This window comes from Dyella japonica (assembly GCF_040545895.1).
Classification (GTDB): domain Bacteria; phylum Pseudomonadota; class Gammaproteobacteria; order Xanthomonadales; family Rhodanobacteraceae; genus Dyella; species Dyella japonica_D.
This window is the reverse complement of record NZ_JBEPMU010000006.1, coordinates 455,458-469,051: the sequence shown is the minus strand read 5'-3', so window position 1 is coordinate 469,051 and position 13,594 is coordinate 455,458. Positions and strand designations below refer to the sequence as shown.

The window sequence follows — 13,594 nt, the reverse complement described above, 5'->3', positions numbered from 1 at the left end:
ATGCTCCAATGCCTCGCCATCATCTTGCCCTACGTCAATGGCGGGCCGATACATATAGGAGCGTTGGATCCAACATGAGCATTGAGCGTCCGTGGCTGGCCCATTACCCGGAAGGCGTTCCCGCGCAGATCGACATCAACCAGTACGCGTCGCTCGCCGCCGTCGTTGAAGAAGCCTTCGAGCGCTTCCGCCATCGCCCTGCGTTTTCCAGCTTCGGCAAGGTCCTCAGTTACGGCCAGATCGACGAGATGAGCCGCCAGTTCGCCGGCTACCTCACCGGCGAGCTCAAGCTCGGCAAGGGCGATCGCATCGCGATCATGATGCCCAACGTGCTGCAGTACCCCATCGCCTTGTTCGGCGCCTTGCGCGCGGGCCTGGTGGTGGTGAACACCAACCCCATGTACACCGCGCGCGAACTCAAGCACCAGCTCGAGGACGCCGGCGCCAAGGCCATCGTGGTGCTCGACAACTTCGCCGCCACGCTGCAACAGGTGGTGGCCGAAACGCACGTCGAGCACATCGTCACCACCGGCATCGGCGACTTGCTGGGCGCCAAGGGTGCGGTGATCAACTTCGTGCTCAAGCACGTCAAGAAGATGGTGCCGCCGTACTCGCTGCCGCATGCAGTGCGCTTCACGGACGCCCTCTCCAAGGGCACGCCGCACCCGCTGCCCAAGGTGCAGCTGGATCACGAAGACATCGCCTTCCTGCAGTACACGGGCGGCACCACCGGCGTGGCCAAGGGGGCCATGCTCACGCACGGCAACATGGTCGCCAACATGCTGCAGGCCGGCGCGTGGATCGGCAGCAACGCCAAGCAGGGCGAGGAAGTGATCATCACGGCGCTGCCGCTGTATCACATCTTCTCGCTGACGGCGAACGGCCTGGTGTTCATGCGCCTGGGCGGACTCAACTGGCTGATCACCAATCCGCGCGACATGCCGGGCTTCGTCAAGGAATTGAAGAAGTCGAAGTTCACCGCCCTCACCGGCGTCAACACGCTGTTCAATGGCCTGCTCAACACGCCCGGTTTTGCCGAATTGGATTTCTCGCGCCTGCACCTGTCGCTGGGCGGCGGCATGGCCGTGCAGCGCGCAGTCGCCGAGCGCTGGAAGAAGGTCACCGGCTGCACGCTGGCCGAGGCCTATGGCCTCACCGAAACCTCGCCCGCGGCCTGCATCAATCCGCTGGATTTGAAGGACTACAACGGCTCCATCGGCTTGCCGATTCCCTCCACCGACATCGCGATCTGGTCCGAAGACAACCAGCCGCTGGCCATCGGCGAAGTGGGCGAACTGATGGTGCGCGGCCCGCAGGTGATGAAGGGTTACTGGCAGCGTCCGGATGAAACCGCGAAGGTGCTCGGTTCCGATGGCTGGCTGCACACCGGCGACATTGCCCGCATGGACGAGAATGGCTACGTCTACATCGTCGACCGCAAGAAGGACATGATCCTCGTGTCCGGCTTCAACGTGTACCCGAACGAAGTGGAAGACGTGGTGATGCAGCATCCAGGCGTGGCCGAAGTCGCCGCCGTCGGCGTGCCGGACGAACACTCCGGCGAAGTGGTGAAGCTGTTCGTGGTGCGCAAGGACCCGAAGCTCACCGTGGAAGAACTCAAGAAGTTCTGCCACGACAATCTGACCGGCTACAAGCGCCCCAAGATCATCGAGTTCCGCGACTCGCTGCCCAAGAGCAACGTGGGCAAGATCCTCCGTCGCGAACTGCGTGACGAGAAGAAGTCTGAGAAGGCGGGAGTGAGTTGAGACGAGTGGGAAGTGAGAGTAGAGCTCACTCCGACCAACAAAAAGCCCGGCGACGTGCCGGGCTTTTTGTTGGATTACGTGGGCGATGAGTATCGAGTGATCGCTCTCGCTTCTCACTCGTCTCAACTCACTCCTCGACCGTCAGTCCTTCCACAACTCCAGGATATCCGCATACCCGCCCAGCAGGTTCCACAACGGCACCTGCTTGTCTTCGGGAATACGGGTATAGGCAAAGCCCAGATGGCGATCGGAAATGCGCGCCACCTGCGCTTCCAGATGGATGTGCAGGTCATGGCCGAAGATCATGTCGAGGATCCAGCTCTGGCCCTGCTCGCCATGCCAGCCCAACGGGCGGCGCAGCAGCACGCCGGTCGCAGAAATATCCACCAGCTCCGTGGAGTGCGACTCGTCGCCCCGGCTCATCAGCACGGTGGTCTCGATCCGCATGCGCGCCGGACGCAACTGCTCCGGGTCGGAGCCGTTCCTGGCCTTGTCTTCTGCTCTGCTCATCCTGCCCATTCTCCCCACGTCAGACGCTCGGGCGCCGACCGCTTCATCCTGAAGAACACTCTCATCGTTCGATGTGGAGTGTCTCCGTGCAACTTCAATCCTGCTCCCGCGTCCTTAAAACACCGGCGCGGACCAAACTCCCCGACCCAAAACGCGAATTGATCCTGTCCTGCACCTGATCGGTCACTCGCCGCTCGGCCGAGCTGTCGAACAGGTCTCGCTGACGTTCGGCCGCGAAACCCGAAAGACTCACGCCCAACAAGCGTAAACGTGGCCGTTGTTGCGACTTCCACCAGGCGTAAAGCAAGCCTCGTGCCAGCTTGTACAGCTCGCTCGCCGATGCACTGGGCGTGCTCAGTTGCGCCTGGCGAGTATGGGTAACGAACGGCGGCTCGCGCAGCTTCACGGTAACGGTTCGCCCTTCCAGGCCGCGCTGCCTTGCTCTGGCCGCAATGCGCTCGCAATGGCGCAGCAGCCAGGCCTCGGCCAAGGCGAGTTCGGCCACGTCGACGTCGTAGGTATGTTCCGCGCCGATGGATTGCTCGGCCTGGGCAGGTTCCACGCTGCGGTCGTCTTCACCCCTGGCGAGTGCCTGCAGCGCATCCACCTGACGTCCTAGCGCACTCGCCAGACGCGCCGTGTCACTTGCTGCCAATTCCCCCATCGTGCGAATGCCCAGCCGGTGCAAGGCCTGCTCGGTGACCTTGCCCACGGTCCACAAGCGCCCCACCGGCAAGGGCGCCAGTTCCAGCGCTGCGTGCTCCGCCCTGATGCGATGGAAGCCGTTGGGCTTGGACATCTCGCTGGCCAGCTTCGCCAGTAGCTTGTTCGAGCTCATCCCTACGGAGGCATGGAGCCCGGTGCGTTCCAGGATGGCGTCCTTGATGCGCCGCCCGATGGCCTCGATCGATCCCAGCAAGCGCAGGCTGGCAGTGACGTCGAGGAAGGCCTCGTCCAGCGACAGGCCCTCGACCAGCGGCGTCACCTCGTGGAAGACCTCGAACACGCGGTCGGAGACCTCCTCATAGCGCGCGATATCGGGCCACAGGTAGACGCCATCGGGACAAAGCCGCCGCGCCTGCGCCGTGGGCATGGCCGAACGAACCCCGAACGGCCGCGCCTCGTAGCTGCAGGTGGATACCACGCCGCGCGGGCCCAGTCCGCCCACGATGACCGGCAGGCCGCGCAGCTCGGGACGGTCGCGCTGCTCCACGGACGCATAGAACGCGTCCATGTCGACGTGGATGATGGCGCGGTCATCGGGCAGCATGTCCCTGTATTTTGCCGGTACGGGCACATCGGGTGTACTGGACTTGCCCGTCTGCAACGGCTAATCTTGGTCCCGCTTGGGTCATAAGGGTGCGCGCACGATCGGTGAGATCGACCGCTACGGCACCCGTCCCGATGCACTCAGCCGACCGATTGAGAAGCCAGTGACGCAGGTTTCGTCACGTTGTGGCTCGCGTCCCATGTCGTGTGGTCCCCACATGCCTTCAGACGCTCAAGGGTCGCTCACGGCCAGCCTGATCGAAACGCCAGACGCGCGATTTCATCATGCATGTCCGCGACGGTGGCGCCATGCGCACTGGCTAGGCATCGCGCAAGTTAGCTTCAACGGATCGCGCCTGCGGGCCACGATCCGGGCGGGGACATTCGTCAACCGAATGCCGGTGGGATCAACGTTTCCTAACGTGATTAAACGCAGAGCAAGCCGTCTTGAACGGCCCAACGACATGCATTGATGAGCACTGAGCCAGTCGAGCCTCAGGCGGTCGCCGCACCGCAAGACGCGTTTGCGTCGGTACCTCAACAGCAGGAAATGCCGCTGGCCATCGTGCGCGGCGAACCGATGTTGCAGATGCCGCAGGACCTGTACATCCCGCCGGATGCGCTCGAGGTGATCCTCGAGGCCTTCGAAGGGCCGCTAGATCTTTTGCTGTACCTGATCCGTCGGCAAAACCTGGACATTCTCGACATCCCTGTCGCCGAGATCACCCGGCAGTACATGGACTACATCGAGATGATGCGCGACGTGATGCGCCTGGAACTGGCCGCCGAATACCTGCTGATGGCGGCCATCCTCGGCGAGATCAAATCGCGCCTGCTGTTGCCCCGGCCGCCGGCCGAGGAAGGCGTAGAGGAAGACCCCCGCGCCGAACTGGTCCGCCGACTGCAGGAATACGAGCGCTTCAAGCGGGCCGCGGAAGACATCGACGCCCTGCCCCGCATGGAGCGGGACATGGCGCCGGCCCACGCGGACGTGGGCGAGCGCAACGTGATCAAGCTGCCGCCGCCGCTCGACCTGAAAGAGATGCTGCTGGCGCTGAAGGACGTGATGCGTCGTGCCGAATTGTTCGGCCACCACGCGATCAAGCGCGAAGCACTGAGCGTGCGACAGCGCATGGGCGAACTGCTCGGCCGCCTGACCGACCAGACCTTCCAGCGCTTCGAAACGCTGTTCGATGTCACCGAGGGCCGCCTGGGCGTGGTGGTCACCTTCCTGGCCATGCTGGAGCTGGCCAAGGAAATGCTGGTGGAGATCGTGCAGGAAGAACCGCTGGCACCGATTTACGTAAGGGCACGGGCAGGAAGCGCGGAAGAAACCGCCGCCGAACGCTATGCCGATGACGAGCCGGCCACCGCGGCCGAATAAGCCGCGCAGCCCGCCCCATTCACCGCAGCATCCGCATCCGATCCGAGGCCATGCAGATCGAGCAACTCAAACCCATCGTCGAGGCGGCATTGCTGGCATCCACCCAGCCGATGACCATTCCTCAACTGCTGGAACTGTTCGGCGAAGAGGACGAAGTCGGCCGCGAAGAGATCGCCAAGACCCTCGAAGCGCTGATGGAAGACTGCGCCAACCGCGGCGTGGAGCTGCACGAGGTCGCCTCGGGCTTTCGCTACCAGGTGAAGCAGAGCGTGCACCCGTGGATCTCGCGCCTGTGGACCGAGCGACCCAGCCGCTACTCGCGCGCCCTGTTGGAAACACTGGCACTGATCGCCTACCGCCAACCGATCACGCGCCCGGAGATCGAGCAGATCCGCGGCGTGGTGGTGTCGTCCAACATCATCAAGACGATGGAAGAGCGCGAGTGGATCCGCGTGGTCGGTTACCGCGACGTACCCGGCAAGCCCGCGCTGTTCGGCACCACGCGCGCCTTCCTCGACTACTTCAACTTGAAGTCGCTGGATGAGCTGCCGCCGCTGTCGGAAATCCGCGACATGGAAGATCCGCAGATGAGCATCGCGCCGGAGCCGCTGCCCGCCCGCGTGGCGCGCGACCTGCCGATCGATCCGGACGAAGAAAACGAAACCCTGGTGGTGGCCGGCGAAGAAGACATCGACGCCACCATCACCGAACCCGCCGGGCATGACGCCTTGGCCGAGAACGAAGAAAGCCAGGCCGCCGATGCCATCGACGAGCCCGGCCATGAAACACCCGAGGCGATGGAAGTCGCCTCCTCCGAACCCGGCGATGCGCTGCACGCCGAGACCCATGTTGACACTGCCGACGAGGCAGCGACCCACGCGGACGCCGACCAAGGCGACGCCACGCAAGACACCGAGGAGTACCGCGCATGACTGCGCCCCAGAAATCCGTTTTGACCCTCAAGCGCACCCCGCGCGACGAAACCACACCCGCCATCGAGGAGCGCCTGCACAAGGTGCTCGCCAATGCCGGCCTCGGCTCGCGCCGCATGCTCGAGCAGCGTATCCAGGCCGGTGAGGTCGAACTCAACGGCACCCCCGCCACCATCGGCGCGAGCGTGCACGCGGGCGACCGCGTCGTGCTCGACGGCAAGCAGTTCGTCGTCGCCACCGACAACCGCGACGAAACCGAAGTGCTGGTCTATCACAAGCCCGAAGGCGTGGTGACCACCCGCGAAGATCCCGAAGGCCGCCCCACCGTGTTCGAGCAGCTGCCGCGCCTGAAGGGTGCGCGCTGGGTCGCCGTGGGTCGCCTGGACATCAACACCACCGGCCTGCTGCTGCTCACCACTGACGGCGAACTGGCCAACGCGCTGATGCACCCCAAGAGCGGGCTCGAGCGCGAATACCTGTGCCGCGTGCATGGTGAAGTGCCCGATGAAATCATCGAGAAGCTCAAGGCTGGCGTGGAGCTGGAAGACGGCCCGGCCCGTTTCGACGAAATCGCCGTGATCAGCCGCGGCGGCAGCCACAGCTGGTTCCGCGTGGTGATCCGCGAAGGCCGCAATCGCGAAGTGCGCCGCCTGTGGGATTCCCAGGGTTTCCTGGTGAGCCGCCTCAAGCGTATCCGCTATGGCAGCGTGGAGCTGCCGCGTGCCCTGCGTCGTGGCGATTGCGAGTCGCTGGGCGAGGAAGCCGTCAAGGATCTGCGCAAGACCACCGGCCTGGGCGCGCCGCAACCGGTGCTCACGCTGAGCCCAGTGCTGCATCAGCGTCGCGCACCGCGCAACGTCACCGAGTACCGCCCCGAACGCGGCGCGGCCGGTGGCTGGAGCAGTGCGCACCAGGACGAGGCGCGCGAGCTGCGCGCTTACGACCGCATTCGCGAAGAACCCGTGCGCGGCAAGCAGCAGCGTGGCCGTCCGGGTCGGGAAGTGAACGGCAACGTCGCTCGTCCGGAACGCCCGGGCGGCGGCGGTCAGCGCAAGAATCGCCGCGGCGTGGCGCCGGGCCAGGAGCTGCCGTCGGTGCGCACCTGGTTTGCCGGTGAATCACGCGAAGGCGGAGCCGGTGGCGCCGCCCGTGGTGGTGCGGCGGGCAATCGTCGTCCGGGTGGCGGCAAGCCCTCGTTCGGCAATCGTGCCGGTGGCGCCGAAGGTCGCAGCGGCAACCCCTACAGCGGTTTCGGCGGTGGTGCCGGCGCCGGTGGCAACCGTGGCGGCAAGCCGGGCGGACGTCCCGGTGGTCGCCCCAGCGGTCAGGGTGGTCCCGGTGCGGGACAAGGCGCCCCGGGTGGTCGTCCGCAGGGCCGCGGCGGCAATCGCCCGCAAGGTGGCGGTGGCCGTCCGCAAGGCGGTGGCGGTCGCCCCCAGGGTGGCGGCGGTCGCCCGCACGGCGGTGGCGGCGGCAATCGCGGCGGCGGCCGTCAAGGTAATCGCTGAGGCCGGCGTCCATGTCCGTTCGCATCTATCACAACAACCGTTGCTCCAAGTCGCGCGCCACGCTGGCGTTGCTGGAGGAGCGAGGCGTCGTCTGTGATGTCGTGAATTACCTGGACACGCCGCCGAGCAGCGCCGAGCTGATGCAGTTGCTCGACATGCTTGGCATGACGCCGCGCGAGCTGATGCGCACGGGCGAGGCCGAGTACACCGAACTCGGCCTCGACGATCCTTCACTCGACGACACCACGCTCATCGCGGCCATGGTGAGCCATCCGCGGCTGATCGAACGCCCCATCGTGGTCTCCAATGGCAGGGCCGCGATTGGACGTCCACCGGAAGCGGTGCTGTCCATTCTCTGAGTGCACGCATCCTCGCCTTGCGCGAGGATGCGTCGCCATCGCTCAATCGTTCTGTTCTTCCTCGTCCGGCACGTAGGCCAACAGGTCGCCCGGCTGGCATGCCAGGAATTCGCAGATCTTGCTCAGCGTTTCGAAACGCACGCCGCGCACGTGGCCGGACTTGAGCAAGGACAGATTGGATTCGGTAATACCAACGAACTCGGCGAGTTCGCGCGAGCGCACCTTGCGCATCGCCAGCATGACATCGAGTCGGACCACGATCGCCATCAGGACCTCACACGATCGAGCGCTGGTCGTCTTCGAGTCGCGCTGCCTCGTCGAACAGGCGCGCCACGAAGAAGAACACGGCCACGGGCAACAACGACAGCAGATCGTCGCCGCTGAATTCCAGGCGGGCGGCGCCGGCACCTGATCGCCACGCCAGCCAGAGTGAAACGGCCGGAGGCAACAACACACGGAGCGCCGCAGCCACCATCAGCAGGCACGCGAAGCGCCGGAAGCGTTTCGTCACCGCAGTGGAAAACAGCGCATCGGGCGCCACGCGCCCCAACATGCGCGCCAACTCGACCAGCGCCGCGCAGGTCACCAGCGCAAGAACGACGGCGATGCCCGCTGCCCACGCGCGCGGAAGGCCATCGGACGACAAGCTGGCCACCACCGCAGCGTCTTGCGTAGCGCCATCGGCCCAGATACCCAGCGCCGTGACCAGCAGACAGGCCAAGGCCCCCAACCAGCAGGCCGCAGCCAGCGCACGTGCCGCCTGCACGATGCGCCGCGCTGTTGCATGATCATTTTTTTCTGTATTACGATAATTTTTATTCGTCATACGGGCACCATACCATGAAAAGCGGACCGCTGATCTGGCTTCATCTCTGTGCATGGGTGGCCGCCCTGGCCTGTCCGGTCCAAGCCACCGAGGTGACATCGACGCCTATTTCGAGCCAGCAGGCTGAAGACGCCCTGATCGATGCCGCTGGCGGTGAGGTGTTTCACCTGGCCAGCGTGCTTCCCCGCATCGAGGATCCAGGCCTCGCATGGCTCGCCCGCGCCAGGTTGGCCGCGGCAAGGCTGGATGCCGTCGAAGCAGGACAGCTCGTCGATCGCTATTTGGCCGATGGCAACCGCACACCCGCCCAACGCGCACTGGCATGGCCTATCGTGGCCGATGCCAGCTTTGCCGTTGGCGATTACCACAAGGCGGCCGAGGCTGCGCACGCATGGGAACAGGCGCTCGCCGCGGAAGGTGCGGCGGCAGACAAGCGCGCCGACGCGCTCCAAATGGCGACACTTGCCGACCAGCTCGCCAGCGCCACCGCACAGCATGTAGACGTCTATACGCCCAAACCCGAGGCGGTGAAAAGAGACAAGGTCGGCCTGCCACGCTCGCTGGCCCGCATCAATGGCAAGCCGCAGGAGGTCGTACTGGACACCGGCGCCAATCTTTCCGTCGTTTCACTTTCCACCGCCCACAAGCTTGGCCTTCGTCTGCTCGAGGGCGCGACCAGCGTGGGAAGCGCCAGCCGCCAGGCTGTGGCTTCGCGCATCGGCGTTGCGGATCACCTGACGTTCGCCGGACTCTCTTTGAGCCATGTGGCGTTTCTGGTTCTCGACGACCAGCAACTGAACATGCCGGTGCCTGGCGGTTACCAGATCGACGCGATCCTCGGCTTTCCGGTGCTGCGCCAGTTGCAGCGCCTGGAGTTCACTTCCGACGGCAAGCTGTTGCCATCGCATAGCAGCGCATCGAAGCCTGGCGAGGGCAATCTGCGCATGGCGGGCAGCGATCTCTACGTGGAGGTGATACTCAATGATCTGCCCGTGGCGATGCACCTGGACAGCGGCGGCGCGTTCTCGTCGCTGTCTTCGCGTTTCGCATCGGAGCATCCCGACGTGGTGAAGGGACTCAAGTCGCGGCAAGACCATATTGCCGGCGCGGGTGGCGCGCGCGCCCGCCAATCGGCAACGTGGCCGCAAGTGCGCGTGCGCATTGGCGATCAACAGACCGTGCTGCCGGCGATGACGATCTCGCTGAGCGACGCCGGCAACGTCAAGGAGCCGAACGTGCTGGGCGGCGACATCCTGCAGTCGTTCGATCACTGGACGATCGACTTCCCGCGCATGCAGTTCGACGTAGGAAAGCCGTTGTCGCACGCCACGACAAAGCCGCATGCGGGTTGACCGCACGCGGCAAGCGGATCAACCCGGATCGAGCGTGAAGCGGTCGGCATCCATCCACGCCGGGAAACGCTCGCGATGCGCAAGCAGCGGCGCGGGATCGATGGTGACGGTCACCACCTGCTCTTGCGGGCCTAGCTCGACCAGCGGTTCGCCGATGGGATCGAGCACCGCGCTGTCGCCGGCATAGGGCAGATCGTTGCCGTCGACGCCGACGCGGTTGAGGCCGATCACATAGCTCAGATTTTCGATGGCACGCGCGCGCAGCAGCGTGCGCCATGGCTGGCGCCGCGGCGCCGGCCAGTTGGCCACGAAGATGGCGAGGTCGTAATCCATGCCGCCGGTGGCTTCTTCACGGCGACCATTGCGCAGCCACACCGGGAAACGCAGGTCGTAGCAGACCTGCGGAAGAATGCGCCAGCCCTTGAGTTCGACGATGAGCCGCTCGTTGCCGCCGCCGTAGCGCGTGTGCTCGCCGGCCATGCGGAACAGGTGACGCTTGTCGTACCGCGCGAAGCTGCCGTCCGGCCGCGCCCAGATCAGGCGGTTGTAGACCGTGTCGTTTTCGCGGATGGCCAGGCTGCCGCACAACACGGCGCCCACGTCCTGCGCGAGCGCACGCATCCATGCCACGCCCTCGCCTTCCATGGTGTCGGCGCTGGCACGCGTATCGTTGCTGAAGCCCGAGAGAAACGTCTCCGGCAGCACGACCAGATCGGTCTGTCCCGCAACACGACGCACCAGCTCGCCGTAATACTCGCGGTTGGCGGGCGCATCGTGCCAACGCGTGGCGCCCTGGATCAGGCTGACCTTCAAAGCTTGCATAGACGCTCCGCGGCGGCTTCCATCGTGGCATCGCTCTTGGCAAAGCACAGGCGCAGGTAATGGGTGCCCGGCGCCTTGTCGTAGAACGGCGTGAGCGGAATGGCCGCCACGCCACCTTCCTTCACCATCCATTCGCAGAACGCCACGTCGTCCTTGTCGCTGATGGCGGAGTAATCGACCAGCTGGAAATAGCCGCCCGGTACGTCGAGCAGCTTGAAGCGCGACGGCTTGATCAGCTCGCGGAAGCGATCACGCTTCTCCTGGTAGAACGCGGGCAGTTCCAGATAGTGCTCCGGCGTGCTCGCCATGAACTCGGCAAAGGCAACCTGCGCCGGATGGAAGGTGCAGAACGTGAGGTACTGGTGCACCTTGCGGAATTCAGCGGAGAGCGCTTTGGGCGCCACGGCGTAGCCGAGCTTCCAGCCGGTGCAGTGATACGTCTTGCCGAACGACGACACCACGAAGCTGCGTGCCGCCAACTCGGGATGGCGCAGCACGCTCTCGTGCTGTGCGCCGTCATAGACGATGTGTTCGTAGACCTCATCGGAGAGCACCACGATCTCGGTGTCGCGAACAATCGCCGCCAGCTCGTCCAGATCAGCCGCGGAAAGCACGGCGCCCGTCGGGTTGTGCGGGCTGTTGATCAGGATCATGCGCGTCCTGGGCGTGATCGCGTCACGCACGCGCTGCCAGTCGATGCCGAAACTGGGCGCCAGCAACGGGATGTGCACGGCACGCGCACCCTGCAGCTCGATGGCCGGCTCGTAACTGTCGTATGCCGGGTCGAACACGATCACTTCGTCGCCCGCGCGCACCACGGCGGCGATGGCGGCGAACAGCGCTTCGGTCGCGCCCGAGGTCACGGTGACTTCGGTGTTGGGGTCGAGCTTATGGCCATACAGACGCTCGGTCTTCAGCGCGATCTGCTCACGGAGCGGCTGCAGACCGATGCCGGGCGCGTACTGGTTGCGGCCTTCGGCCATGGCGCGCGTGATGGCGTCGCGCAACGGTTGCGGCGGTTCGAAATCGGGGAAGCCCTGGCCGAGGTTCACGGCCTTGTGGTCCAGCGCCAGCTGGCTCATGACGCTGAAGATGGTGGTTCCAACTTTGGGAAGCTTGGTCTCGATCTGCATGGTCCGGATGTCTGGAAGGCTAAACGATGATGCTAACACGAGGCGTGTTGCGTGCCTGCTTCAAAGGTATTTGCCGCACTGCGCGTGCTTCTCGCGTACGGTATCGGGCAGCTTTTCCGCAAGAAAATCCACGAAGGCGCGCACGCCGGGCAACAGGCCACGGCGGCTGGGATAGACAAAGTGCATGGTGCCTTGCGGCACGCTCCATTCGGGCAGCACCACCTCCAGCTCACCGCGCTCGATGGCCGGACCACAGACGAATTCCGGCAGCAGCGTCACGCCGATGCCGGCCTTGCAGTTCTGCAGCAGTGCGTTGAAGTCGCCACAGATCAGGCGCGGCTGGATGTCCACCAGCACGCGCTCGCCGTTGCCGTCCAGCAATTCCCAGCTCTGCGCTCCCTCGTGTTCCTGGTTGGTGAGCGCAGGCAACTGCGACAGGTCGCTCAGTTCCTTGGGATGGCCGTATTGCTTGAGCAGGTCGGGGCTGGCCACCAGCAACACGCGCGATTGCCCGAACGTGCGCACCACCAGCGTGGCGTCGGTATCGAGCTTGCTGCGCACGCGGATGGCCACGTCGAAGCCTTCGCCGATCACATCGACACGTCGGTCGGTGGCGTGCAGGCGCACCTGCATCTTCGGATGCAGCGCGAGGAATTCCGGCAGCATGTGGCCCACCACGGTCTGCACCAGCGACACCGGGCAACTGACGCGCACCAGCCCGCGCGGCTCGGAGCGCACTTCTTCCACTGCCTCCTGAGCCGCCCTCGCCTCTTCCAGCACCGCGCGGCAATGGCCGTAGAAGCGTTCGCCCACTTCCGTGACCACGAAACGGCGTGTGGTTCGCTGCAGCAGGCGCACGCCCAGGCGTTCTTCCAACTGTGCGATGCGCTTGCTGAGGCGCGACTTGGGAATGCCCAAGGCGCGGCCAGCAGAGGAAAAGCCGCCGTGCTCAACCACCGCGGCAAAGAAGTAGAGATCGTTGAGGTCCTGCAGGGCGCCGTCCAACACCGTCATCGTCGTTTCCCATTTTGAACGATACGTTCGAGTTTACCCGTCTTATCGGAAGATTGTCCGATGAGTACCTTAGTTCCGTCGCCGGTTGGTCCGGCCCGTCAACTGAGGAAATACCATGAAACTGCTGCATCTCGACGCAAGCGCCCTGGGTAGCCACTCCGTTTCGCGCGGCCTCACCGCCGCCATCGTCGCCGAACTGAAGGCCAACAACCCGGCAGCGGAAGTGATCTACCACGATCTGGTCGCCAACCCGCTGGCCCACTGGACCCCCGTGGCCGACGCCAGCGATCCGGTTGCCGTGCAGGCCAGCCAGATGATCGACGAGTTCCTGGCCGCCGACGTGGTGGTGATCGGCGCCCCGATGTACAACTTCTCGATTCCCAGCCAGCTGAAGGCCTGGATCGACCGCATCGCCGTTGCCGGCAAGTCGTTCCGCTATACCGCGAATGGTCCGGAAGGCCTGGCCGGTGGCAAGCGCGTGATCATCGCCTCGTCGCGTGGCGGCATCTACAGCGAAGGCAGCGCCGCCCAGCCGATGGACTTCCAGGAAACCTACCTGCGCGCCCTGTTCGGCTTCCTCGGCGTGACGGACATCGAGTTCGTGCGTGCCGAGGGCGTCAACTTCAGCGAAGACCACAAGGTTGAAGCCCTGAAGTCGGCCCATGCCTCCATCGGCGTGGCGACCCGCAAGGCTGCGTAAGCTAAATCACGCTCCACCG

General features: G+C 64.9%; 14 protein-coding genes. 7 read left to right on the top strand and 7 right to left on the bottom strand.

The features are described from left to right. Nucleotides 1-74 precede the first annotated feature (74 nt). Nucleotides 75-1,766 (top strand): long-chain-fatty-acid--CoA ligase, encoded by a 1,692-nt coding sequence (locus ABIC75_RS20505; protein ID WP_354015746.1) that lies wholly within the window; start codon nucleotides 75-77, stop codon nucleotides 1,764-1,766. Nucleotides 1,767-1,907: 141 nt separating this feature from the next. Here ABIC75_RS20505 and ABIC75_RS20500 read toward each other — a convergent pair whose 3' ends face one another. Together ABIC75_RS20500 and ABIC75_RS20495 are read right to left on the bottom strand one after the other, a co-directional pair. Then, nucleotides 1,908-2,276 carry a PilZ domain-containing protein gene (locus ABIC75_RS20500; protein ID WP_354015745.1) on the bottom strand — a complete coding sequence of 123 codons (369 nt, stop codon included), beginning with the start codon at nucleotides 2,274-2,276 and terminating at the stop codon, nucleotides 1,908-1,910. A 94-nt stretch (nucleotides 2,277-2,370) separates the two neighbouring features. After that, nucleotides 2,371-3,546 carry a DNA polymerase IV gene (locus ABIC75_RS20495; protein ID WP_354015744.1) on the bottom strand — a complete coding sequence of 392 codons (1,176 nt, stop codon included), beginning with the start codon at nucleotides 3,544-3,546 and terminating at the stop codon, nucleotides 2,371-2,373. Nucleotides 3,547-4,017: 471 nt separating this feature from the next. On the opposite strand from ABIC75_RS20495, the gene ABIC75_RS20490 reads away from it, so the two are divergent. From ABIC75_RS20490 to arsC, 4 genes are read left to right on the top strand one after another with little or no spacing between them, the layout of a single operon-like run. Further along, a complete protein-coding gene (locus ABIC75_RS20490) occupies nucleotides 4,018-4,929 on the top strand; it encodes a segregation and condensation protein A (protein WP_436407956.1) in 912 nt (303 codons plus the stop codon). A 50-nt stretch (nucleotides 4,930-4,979) separates the two neighbouring features. Then, complete coding sequence (gene scpB / locus ABIC75_RS20485) at nucleotides 4,980-5,861, top strand: SMC-Scp complex subunit ScpB (protein WP_354015743.1); 882 nt, start codon at nucleotides 4,980-4,982, stop codon at nucleotides 5,859-5,861. After that, a complete protein-coding gene (locus ABIC75_RS20480; protein WP_354015742.1) occupies nucleotides 5,858-7,369 on the top strand; it encodes a pseudouridine synthase in 1,512 nt (503 codons plus the stop codon). The genes scpB and ABIC75_RS20480 overlap by 4 nt, the downstream gene beginning before the upstream one ends. An 11-nt stretch (nucleotides 7,370-7,380) precedes the next feature. Continuing rightward, nucleotides 7,381-7,728 carry an arsenate reductase (glutaredoxin) gene (gene arsC / locus ABIC75_RS20475; protein WP_354015741.1) on the top strand — a complete coding sequence of 116 codons (348 nt, stop codon included), beginning with the start codon at nucleotides 7,381-7,383 and terminating at the stop codon, nucleotides 7,726-7,728. A 42-nt stretch (nucleotides 7,729-7,770) separates the two neighbouring features. On the opposite strand, the gene ABIC75_RS20470 is transcribed toward arsC, so the two are convergent. Both ABIC75_RS20470 and ABIC75_RS20465 read right to left on the bottom strand, forming a co-directional pair. Continuing rightward, nucleotides 7,771-7,995 carry a helix-turn-helix domain-containing protein gene (locus ABIC75_RS20470; protein ID WP_354015740.1) on the bottom strand — a complete coding sequence of 75 codons (225 nt, stop codon included), beginning with the start codon at nucleotides 7,993-7,995 and terminating at the stop codon, nucleotides 7,771-7,773. Between the two features lie 7 nt (nucleotides 7,996-8,002). Further along, nucleotides 8,003-8,449, bottom strand: coding sequence for a DUF2975 domain-containing protein (locus tag ABIC75_RS20465; RefSeq protein WP_354015739.1), 447 nt, complete (start codon nucleotides 8,447-8,449; stop codon nucleotides 8,003-8,005). A 119-nt stretch (nucleotides 8,450-8,568) separates the two neighbouring features. Here ABIC75_RS20465 and ABIC75_RS20460 point away from each other — a divergent pair, with 119 nt between their 5' ends. Next, nucleotides 8,569-9,906, top strand: a complete 1,338-nt coding sequence (locus ABIC75_RS20460) for a retropepsin-like aspartic protease (protein ID WP_354015738.1) — start codon at nucleotides 8,569-8,571, stop codon at nucleotides 9,904-9,906. A gap of 18 nt (nucleotides 9,907-9,924) precedes the next feature. Here ABIC75_RS20460 and ABIC75_RS20455 read toward each other — a convergent pair whose 3' ends face one another. The 3 genes from ABIC75_RS20455 to ABIC75_RS20445 are packed head-to-tail and all read right to left on the bottom strand — an operon-like array spanning nucleotide 9,925 to nucleotide 12,875. Further along, nucleotides 9,925-10,728 (bottom strand): amidohydrolase, encoded by an 804-nt coding sequence (locus tag ABIC75_RS20455; RefSeq protein ID WP_354015737.1) that lies wholly within the window; start codon nucleotides 10,726-10,728, stop codon nucleotides 9,925-9,927. After that, nucleotides 10,716-11,861, bottom strand: a complete 1,146-nt coding sequence (locus ABIC75_RS20450) for a pyridoxal phosphate-dependent aminotransferase (RefSeq protein WP_354015736.1) — start codon at nucleotides 11,859-11,861, stop codon at nucleotides 10,716-10,718. The genes ABIC75_RS20455 and ABIC75_RS20450 overlap by 13 nt, the downstream gene beginning before the upstream one ends. A gap of 60 nt (nucleotides 11,862-11,921) precedes the next feature. Beyond that, nucleotides 11,922-12,875, bottom strand: a complete 954-nt coding sequence (locus tag ABIC75_RS20445) for a LysR substrate-binding domain-containing protein (protein ID WP_354015735.1) — start codon at nucleotides 12,873-12,875, stop codon at nucleotides 11,922-11,924. Nucleotides 12,876-12,990: 115 nt separating this feature from the next. Between ABIC75_RS20445 and ABIC75_RS20440 the strand changes: the two genes are divergently transcribed. Continuing rightward, nucleotides 12,991-13,575, top strand: coding sequence for an FMN-dependent NADH-azoreductase (locus tag ABIC75_RS20440; protein WP_354015734.1), 585 nt, complete (start codon nucleotides 12,991-12,993; stop codon nucleotides 13,573-13,575). Nucleotides 13,576-13,594: the final 19 nt, after the last annotated feature.

What these genes read in the sequence shown, in the direction of transcription:
- ABIC75_RS20505 (WP_354015746.1), top strand. Translation starts at nt 75, where the DNA reads ATGAGCATTGAGCGTCCGTGGCTGGCCCATTACCCGGAAGGCGTTCCC.
- ABIC75_RS20500 (WP_354015745.1), bottom strand. Translation starts at nt 2,276, where the DNA reads ATGAGCAGAGCAGAAGACAAGGCCAGGAACGGCTCCGACCCGGAGCAG.
- ABIC75_RS20495 (WP_354015744.1), bottom strand. Translation starts at nt 3,546, where the DNA reads ATGCTGCCCGATGACCGCGCCATCATCCACGTCGACATGGACGCGTTC.
- ABIC75_RS20490 (WP_436407956.1), top strand. Translation starts at nt 4,018, where the DNA reads ATGAGCACTGAGCCAGTCGAGCCTCAGGCGGTCGCCGCACCGCAAGAC.
- scpB (WP_354015743.1), top strand. Translation starts at nt 4,980, where the DNA reads ATGCAGATCGAGCAACTCAAACCCATCGTCGAGGCGGCATTGCTGGCA.
- ABIC75_RS20480 (WP_354015742.1), top strand. Translation starts at nt 5,858, where the DNA reads ATGACTGCGCCCCAGAAATCCGTTTTGACCCTCAAGCGCACCCCGCGC.
- arsC (WP_354015741.1), top strand. Translation starts at nt 7,381, where the DNA reads ATGTCCGTTCGCATCTATCACAACAACCGTTGCTCCAAGTCGCGCGCC.
- ABIC75_RS20470 (WP_354015740.1), bottom strand. Translation starts at nt 7,995, where the DNA reads ATGGCGATCGTGGTCCGACTCGATGTCATGCTGGCGATGCGCAAGGTG.
- ABIC75_RS20460 (WP_354015738.1), top strand. Translation starts at nt 8,569, where the DNA reads ATGAAAAGCGGACCGCTGATCTGGCTTCATCTCTGTGCATGGGTGGCC.
- ABIC75_RS20455 (WP_354015737.1), bottom strand. Translation starts at nt 10,728, where the DNA reads ATGCAAGCTTTGAAGGTCAGCCTGATCCAGGGCGCCACGCGTTGGCAC.
- ABIC75_RS20450 (WP_354015736.1), bottom strand. Translation starts at nt 11,861, where the DNA reads ATGCAGATCGAGACCAAGCTTCCCAAAGTTGGAACCACCATCTTCAGC.
- ABIC75_RS20445 (WP_354015735.1), bottom strand. Translation starts at nt 12,875, where the DNA reads ATGACGGTGTTGGACGGCGCCCTGCAGGACCTCAACGATCTCTACTTC.
- ABIC75_RS20440 (WP_354015734.1), top strand. Translation starts at nt 12,991, where the DNA reads ATGAAACTGCTGCATCTCGACGCAAGCGCCCTGGGTAGCCACTCCGTT.